The sequence below is a fragment of the Pseudonocardia pini genome, assembly GCF_013870575.1.
GTDB lineage: Bacteria > Actinomycetota > Actinomycetes > Mycobacteriales > Pseudonocardiaceae > Pseudonocardia > Pseudonocardia pini.
The window spans coordinates 1-2,771 of record NZ_JACBXB010000736.1; the positions used below are offsets into that span (position 1 = coordinate 1).

Here is a 2,771-nt window from a genome sequence, read left to right on the forward strand (position 1 = left end):
GCTGCTCGGGCTCGGCGTCGGCCGGGTGCTGTGGTGGCAGGTGGCGAGCCAGACGGGCGTGGCCGCGGACGTCGCGGTGCCGGTCTGGCCCATCGCCCTGATCGTCCCCGCGGTCCTGGTCGGCTCCCTCGTGTTGGGCGCCATCCCGGCGATCCGCCTGGCCCGAGCCCCCGTAGCCCGCTCCCTCCAAGCCTGACCACGAACCCTGCCCCGACCCACGATTTTCACTCGCACCGCGCGAGTCCCCCTTCCGACGCGCGAGTCCCCCACTTCCGACGCGCGAGTCGGACACCACGGCGCGCGAGTCGGACCGCGATCCGCGAGTCCCTCACTTTCGACGCGCGAGTCGGACGTCAGGGCGCGCGAGTCGGGCACCACGACGCGCGAGTCGGACCGCGATCCGCGAGTCCCTCACTTTCGACGCGCGAGTCGGACATTAGGGCGCGCGAGTCGGACACCACGACACGCAAGTCGGACACCACGACACGCAAGTCGGACATCAGGGCGCGAGTCGGACACCGCAGCCCGCGAGTCGGACACACAGCGGATCCCGGGTGCTCGGGCACGGACTCGGCGGTGCTGCCGTCGGATTCGTGCGCCCTCGTGTCCGACTCGCGCGTCGAAAGTGAGGGACTCGCGGGCTGGCGTCGGACTTGCGCCCCGGCGCTCGGGAGTCGTGCGCTCTGGTGTCGGACTCGAACGCCGTGGTGTCCGACTCGCGCGTCGGAAGTGGGGGACTCGCGGGCTGTGGTGTCCGACTCGCGCGTCGGAAGTGGGGGACTCGCGCGTTGGGGTGGGGCTTGCGCGGGTCCGGGCGGTGAGTCGGCGGTCGGGCTACGGCGCTCCCGCCGATCTCGGTCAGGCGGCGGGGCTGAGGCGCTCCCACAGCTCCCGGAGCACGGGGGCGCCGAGCTCCTCCTTGTGCAGGTAGCCGCCGATGCCGGGGCCCGCCGGGTCGATCCGCAGGTCCTCGGCGCGGTAGGTGGAGCAGAGCACGGTCACCGCGGTGGGCGCGACCTCGCGGACGCGCGCGGCGGCCTCGGCGCCGTCGATCCCGGGGAGGTGGACGTCCATCAGCACCAGATCGGGGCGCAGCCCGGCGGCCGCGGTCACAGCGGCCTCACCGGTCTCGGCGACCCCCGCGACCTCCCAGCCCGGCATCCGGGCGATCACCGCCGCGGCCGCGGCGCGGAACGGCCGCTGGTCGTCCACGACCAGCACGCGCACCGAGCCGATCGTCGGCTCCGCGGTCTGTTGCTCCATGCGAGACAGTGTGCCGCCCGCGCGCCCGTTCCGCCGAGGGAGCGGCCCGGTGCACCTCGATGAGCCCACCGCGTCTGCCGGGGTGGTGCCAGCCCCACCCCTGATCGAGGAGGTGACGACCTCGTTCGCGGCCTCCCGGTCGAGCAGAGTTCTCCCTGTCAACGACGGGCCCCACCCCAGATGGGGACCAGCCCGGGGCGACGGGCCGACCGGCCGGATCGCCACTCCAGAGAGGACCCCGACATGACCGGCACCATCGCCCGGGCCGCCGCCGCCTTCGCCGTCGCCGCCTCGGTCACGCTCGCCACCGCGGGTACGGCCCTGGCGCAGGAGCCCGGCGCCCCGCCCGCAGGCTCGCCGCAGCAGGCGAGCCCGACCGAGAAGGCCGCCGCCGAGGTGCGCCCCGCGATCGTCTACCTGACCTCGACCTACACCGCCTACGTGGGCGACACGGACGGCCTCTACTTCAACAGCGGCCAGCCGATCACCCTCACCGGAACCTGCACCGGCTTCGGCGTGAACCCGCAGGGCTACATCGCCACGGCCGGGCACTGTGTCGACACGACGACCCCCGAGGGCGTCCGGGCGGACTTCGTCCAGACCGTGGCCCAGGACCTGGTCGCCAGGGACCCGTCCCTCCCGCTCGCCGACGTCGTCGAGTACGGCATGTCCAACTGGACGGTCGAGGGCTCGGCGAAGGGCTCCCCGGTCGACGTCCAGTACGCCGCCGTGATCGGCTCCGGCACCGGAAGCTCGACGACCGGTACCTCGGTCCCCGCCCGCCTGGTCGACTTCCGGCCGCACTCGCAGGGTGACGTGGCGCTGCTGAAGATCGAGAGCACCGACCTGCCGTCGGTGGAGCTCGACAAGGGCACCTCGGCCGCCGTCGGCACCCCGGTGCTGTCCATCGGCTACCCGGCCAGCGCCGACGCCGCCACCGACACCACCCTCGAGCCGTCCAACAAGGACGGTCAGGTCAGCACCACCCGCACGATCGGCTCGGTGCCCTTCTACGAGACCAGCGCCTCGCTGTCGCCCGGCATGAGCGGCGGCCCGACGGTGGACCTGGAGGGCGACGTCGTCGGCGTCAACAGCGCGTACCTGCGGGGTGACCAGGCCTTCAACTTCATCGCCCCGTCCACCGGGCTGAACGAGCTGATGGCGCGCAACGGCGTCCAGAACCAGCTGGGCCCGAACGACACCCTCTACCGCGACGCCCTCGCGGACTACTACGCCGGCCACTACACCGACGCGATCGCGGACTTCGACCGGCTGCTGCTGGTCGACCCCGACCACAACCAGGCCAAGGAGCTCAAGACCGAGGCCGCGAAGGCCAAGGAGCGCTTCGGCGACGTGGCCCCGGTCGCGGCGGCCACCCCCGCCGACCAGTCCGGTGAGGACATCCTCGGCATGACCCCGTGGGTCTTCTGGACCGTCGTCGGCGGTGCCGGCGCCCTGGTGATCGGCGGGATCGCCCTGCTGCTGGTCCTACGCCGCAAGCGCGGTGG

The 2,771-nt window shown here is 73.1% G+C and carries 3 protein-coding genes; 2 read left to right on the plus strand and 1 reads right to left on the minus strand.

The window, feature by feature from the left end:
- On the plus strand, positions 1-196 hold a 196-nt coding region (locus tag H5J29_RS28065), incomplete at its 5' end, for a hypothetical protein (protein WP_181784000.1).
- 662 nt (positions 197-858) lie between these two features.
- Here the strand turns inward: H5J29_RS28065 and H5J29_RS28070 are convergent.
- Positions 859-1,263: a response regulator transcription factor gene (locus H5J29_RS28070; RefSeq protein ID WP_181784001.1), complete on the minus strand. Its 405-nt coding sequence runs from the start codon at positions 1,261-1,263 to the stop codon at positions 859-861.
- Between the two features lie 243 nt (positions 1,264-1,506).
- Here H5J29_RS28070 and H5J29_RS28075 point away from each other — a divergent pair.
- The coding region (locus H5J29_RS28075; protein WP_181784002.1) for a trypsin-like peptidase domain-containing protein at positions 1,507-2,771 on the plus strand (1,265 nt) is incomplete at its 3' end.

Excerpts from the sequence above, each read along its gene's own strand:
- H5J29_RS28070 (WP_181784001.1), bottom strand. The coding sequence starts at position 1,263 with ATGGAGCAACAGACCGCGGAGCCGACGATCGGCTCGGTGCGCGTGCTG.